This window comes from Kineococcus glutinatus (genome assembly GCF_039542765.1).
Lineage (GTDB): Bacteria > Actinomycetota > Actinomycetes > Actinomycetales > Kineococcaceae > Kineococcus_A > Kineococcus_A glutinatus.
The window spans coordinates 1-3,556 of the sequence record NZ_BAABIL010000431.1; the positions used below are offsets into that span (position 1 = coordinate 1).

A 3,556-nucleotide genomic window follows, 5' to 3' on the forward strand; every position below is an offset into this window, starting at 1 on the left:
CGGGTGGTGCGGGGGAGCGGGCCGGCGGCGCAGCTGCGCTGCCGCCCCGTGCGCTGGTCTCAGCGCCGGCGACAGCCCCGGGTGGTCGGCGCGCAGCAGCAGCGCACCGGCTGCGGGGCAGCGGCGGGTGCGGTGCGGTGCGTGCGGGTCATCTGAGTCCTCCATCGGACCTGGCGGGAGCACCTGCGGCGGACCGTGGTTGCTGCGGCGTCGACGAGCCAGGACTCTCGGCCGCTCTGGATGGCGGTCGTGATCCTGGGGGATGTGCGCCTGGTGCGTCAAGCACGGGCGTGGCAGCGTGGTGACCGCACGGATCGGCGGAAGGTATCTTGACGTCGAGCGACATGCACGGCCCGCGTCGAGGGTGACGCGGGCGGCTGACCTAGCGAGGAGACCAGGCGTGGCGAAGATCAAGGTGCAGGGCCCCGTCGTCGAGCTCGACGGCGACGAGATGACCCGGATCATCTGGCAGTTCATCAAGGAGCGCCTGATCCACCCCTACCTCGACGTGGACCTGCGGTACTACGACCTGTCGATCCAGAACCGCGACGCCACCGACGACCAGGTGACCATCGACGCCGCCCACGCCATCAAGGAGCACGGCGTCGGCGTCAAGTGCGCCACCATCACCCCCGACGAGGCGCGGGTGGAGGAGTTCGGCCTCAAGAAGATGTGGCGCTCCCCGAACGGGACGATCCGCAACATCCTCGGCGGCGTCATCTTCCGCGAGCCGATCATCATCTCGAACGTGCCGCGGCTGGTGCCGGGCTGGACCAAGCCGATCATCGTCGGCCGCCACGCCTTCGGCGACCAGTACCGCGCCACCGACTTCCGCTTCCCCGGCGAGGGCACCCTGACGGTGACGTTCACCCCCGCCGACGGCTCCGAGCCGATCGAGCACGAGGTGTTCCGCGCCCCCGGCGGCGGCGTGTCGCTGTCGATGTACAACCTCGACAGCTCCATCTACGACTTCGCCCGCGCGTCGCTGAACTACGGCCTCTCCCGCGGCTACCCCGTGTACCTGTCGACGAAGAACACGATCCTCAAGGCCTACGACGGCCGGTTCAAGGACATCTTCGCCGAGGTGTTCGAGACGGAGTTCAAGGACAGGTTCGCCGAGGCGGGCATCACCTACGAGCACCGCCTCATCGACGACATGGTCGCGGCCTCCCTGAAGTGGGAGGGCGGCTACGTCTGGGCGTGCAAGAACTACGACGGCGACGTGCAGTCCGACACCGTCGCGCAGGGTTTCGGCTCCCTGGGCCTGATGACCTCCGTGCTGGCCACCCCGGACGGGCGCACCGTCGAGGCGGAGGCCGCGCACGGCACCGTGACGCGCCACTACCGCCAGCACCAGCAGGGCAAGCCGACCTCCACGAACCCGATCGCCTCGATCTACGCGTGGACGCGGGGCCTGGCCCACCGCGGCAAGCTGGACTCCACCCCCGAGGTCACCGGTTTCGCCGAGACGCTGGAGGACGTCGTCATCAAGACCGTCGAGGGCGGGCAGATGACGAAGGACCTCGCCCTCCTCGTCGGCCCCGAGCAGGGTTTCCTCACCACCGAGGACTTCCTCGGCGCCCTGGACGACAACCTCCGCGCCCGCCTGGCCTGAGTTCTGCGCGCGGCCCGGGTCCCCGCGGGGACCCGGGCCGCGGTGCGCCCGGCGGCGTCGACAGGCGGCGTCGACCGGCCCGTGTCGACCGGCCGGGTGCGGGGTAACGCCTGCCCGGGCCCGCCGCCGCGGCGGGCGGGAGGAGCGCGCGTGCCCGAGGGACACCTGCTGCACCGCCACGCCCGCGAGCAGCGGGCGGCGCTGGCGGGCCGGGTGCTGCGCGCCTCCAGCCCGCAGGGCCGTTTCGACGCCGCGCCCTACGACGGGCGGGTCCTGGCGGCCGTGGGGGCGTGGGGCAAGAACCTGCTCTACGACGTGGCGGACGCCCCCACCCTGCACGTCCACCTCGGCATGCGCGGGCTGTTCCTGCGCTACGAGGACACCACCGCCACCCCGCCGCGCGGCACCCGGCTGTGGCTGGCCGGCGACGGCGCGGCGTTCGCCCTCATCGCCCCCTCCCGCTGCGAGCCGCTGACACCCGCCGGGCGCACCGCCCTGCTGGCCTCCCTGGGGCCCGACCCGCTGCGCGACGGCGCCGCCCGGCGCGAGGAGGCGGTGCACCGGCTGCTGGCCGCGCGCGGCGCGGTGGGGGCGGCCGTGGTGGAGCAGGGGGTGTGGGCGGGGCTGGGCAACGCCTGGCGCGCGGAGCTGCTGTTCCTCGCCGGCGTGGACCCCGCCCGGCCGGTGGCGCGCCTGGACGCCGAGGAGGCCGGCGCGATCTGGGACCTCGCGGTGGAGCTGCTGCCGCTGGGGCGCGACGCCGGGCAGGTGGTCAGCGACCCCGCCGCGCCGGACGAGCGCTGGGTCTACAAGCGCGAGGCGTGCCGGCGCTGCGGTGCGCCCGTGCGCGTCTCCCGGGTCGGCGGGCGCACCGCCTACACCTGTCCCGCCGAACAGCGCTGAGGGGCGGCGCCCACCCGCACCGTCAGCGGAACACCACGGTGCGGTGCCCGTCGAGCAGCACCCGCTGCTCGGTGTGCCAGCGCACCGCGCGCGCCAGGGTGCGGCACTCCACGTCCTGGCCCAGGCGCACCAGCTCCGCCGGGGTGGAGCGGTGGTCGACCCGCTCCACGTCCTGCTCGATGATCGGCCCCTCGTCGAGGTCGGCGGTCACGTAGTGCGCGGTGGCGCCGATGAGCTTCACGCCGCGGTCGTGGGCCTGGTGGTAGGGCCGCGCGCCCTTGAAGCTGGGCAGGAACGAGTGGTGGATGTTGATGGCCCGCCCCTCCAGCGCCCGGCACAGCGGGTCGGACAGGATCTGCATGTAGCGGGCCAGGACGACGAGCTCCACGTCCTGCTCGGCGACCAGGTCCAGCAGGCGCTGCTCGGCGGCGGTTTTGGACTCCGCGCTGCCGGCCGCCACGGGCACGTGCAGGAACGGCACCCCGTAGAACTCCGCCATCGGCGCCAGGTCGGGGTGGTTGGACACCACGGCGACGACCTCCACGGGCAGCGCCCCGGAGCGCTGCCGGAACAGCAGGTCGTTGAGGCAGTGCCCCTCCTTGGACACCATGACCACCGTGCGCACCGGGCGGTCGGCGCGCACCATCCGCCACGTCAGCTCGAACCGGCGCGCCACCACCTCCAGGTTGGCCCGCAGCGCCTCGTCGGAGGCGTCGGCCTCGAAGGCCACCCGCATGAAGAAGTGCCCCGTCGCGGGGTTGCCGTACTGCTGGCTGTCGGTGATGTTCGCGTCGAGCGCGACCAGGGCGCCGGACACGGCGTGCACGATGCCCGGGCGGTCGGGGCAGGACAGGGTGAGGACCCGGGAGCGTTCGGTCACGCGCACGAGCCTATGGTGCTCGGGTGGTGAGGAGTGCCGGCGGTGCCCCGGCGGAGGCGGCCGCGGGCACCGGCCCGGTCGCGGCGGACGCCGACGTCGACGCGGTGCTGGCCGGCGCCGGCCCGGTGCTCGTCGCCCCCGACGGGGTGCTGCTGGCC

3 protein-coding genes and 1 riboswitch are annotated in these 3,556 nt (G+C 73.7%); of the genes, 2 read left to right on the forward strand and 1 reads right to left on the reverse strand.

All coding sequences use genetic code 11. From position 1 onward, the window contains the following. Nucleotides 1-158 precede the first annotated feature (158 nt). Nucleotides 159-247: riboswitch (SAM riboswitch) on the reverse strand. 153 nt (nucleotides 248-400) lie between these two features. Both ABEB16_RS15255 and ABEB16_RS15260 read left to right on the forward strand, forming a co-directional pair. Next, nucleotides 401-1,615: an NADP-dependent isocitrate dehydrogenase gene (locus ABEB16_RS15255; RefSeq protein WP_345713085.1), complete on the forward strand. Its 1,215-nt coding sequence runs from the start codon at nucleotides 401-403 to the stop codon at nucleotides 1,613-1,615. A 150-nt stretch (nucleotides 1,616-1,765) separates the two neighbouring features. Next, the gene (locus ABEB16_RS15260; RefSeq protein ID WP_345713086.1) at nucleotides 1,766-2,518 is read left to right on the forward strand and encodes a DNA-formamidopyrimidine glycosylase family protein; all 753 of its coding nucleotides are present in this window, start codon (nucleotides 1,766-1,768) and stop codon (nucleotides 2,516-2,518) included. A 22-nt stretch (nucleotides 2,519-2,540) separates the two neighbouring features. Here ABEB16_RS15260 and purU read toward each other — a convergent pair whose 3' ends face one another. After that, a complete protein-coding gene (gene purU / locus ABEB16_RS15265; RefSeq protein WP_425560210.1) occupies nucleotides 2,541-3,404 on the reverse strand; it encodes a formyltetrahydrofolate deformylase in 864 nt (287 codons plus the stop codon). Nucleotides 3,405-3,556: the final 152 nt, after the last annotated feature.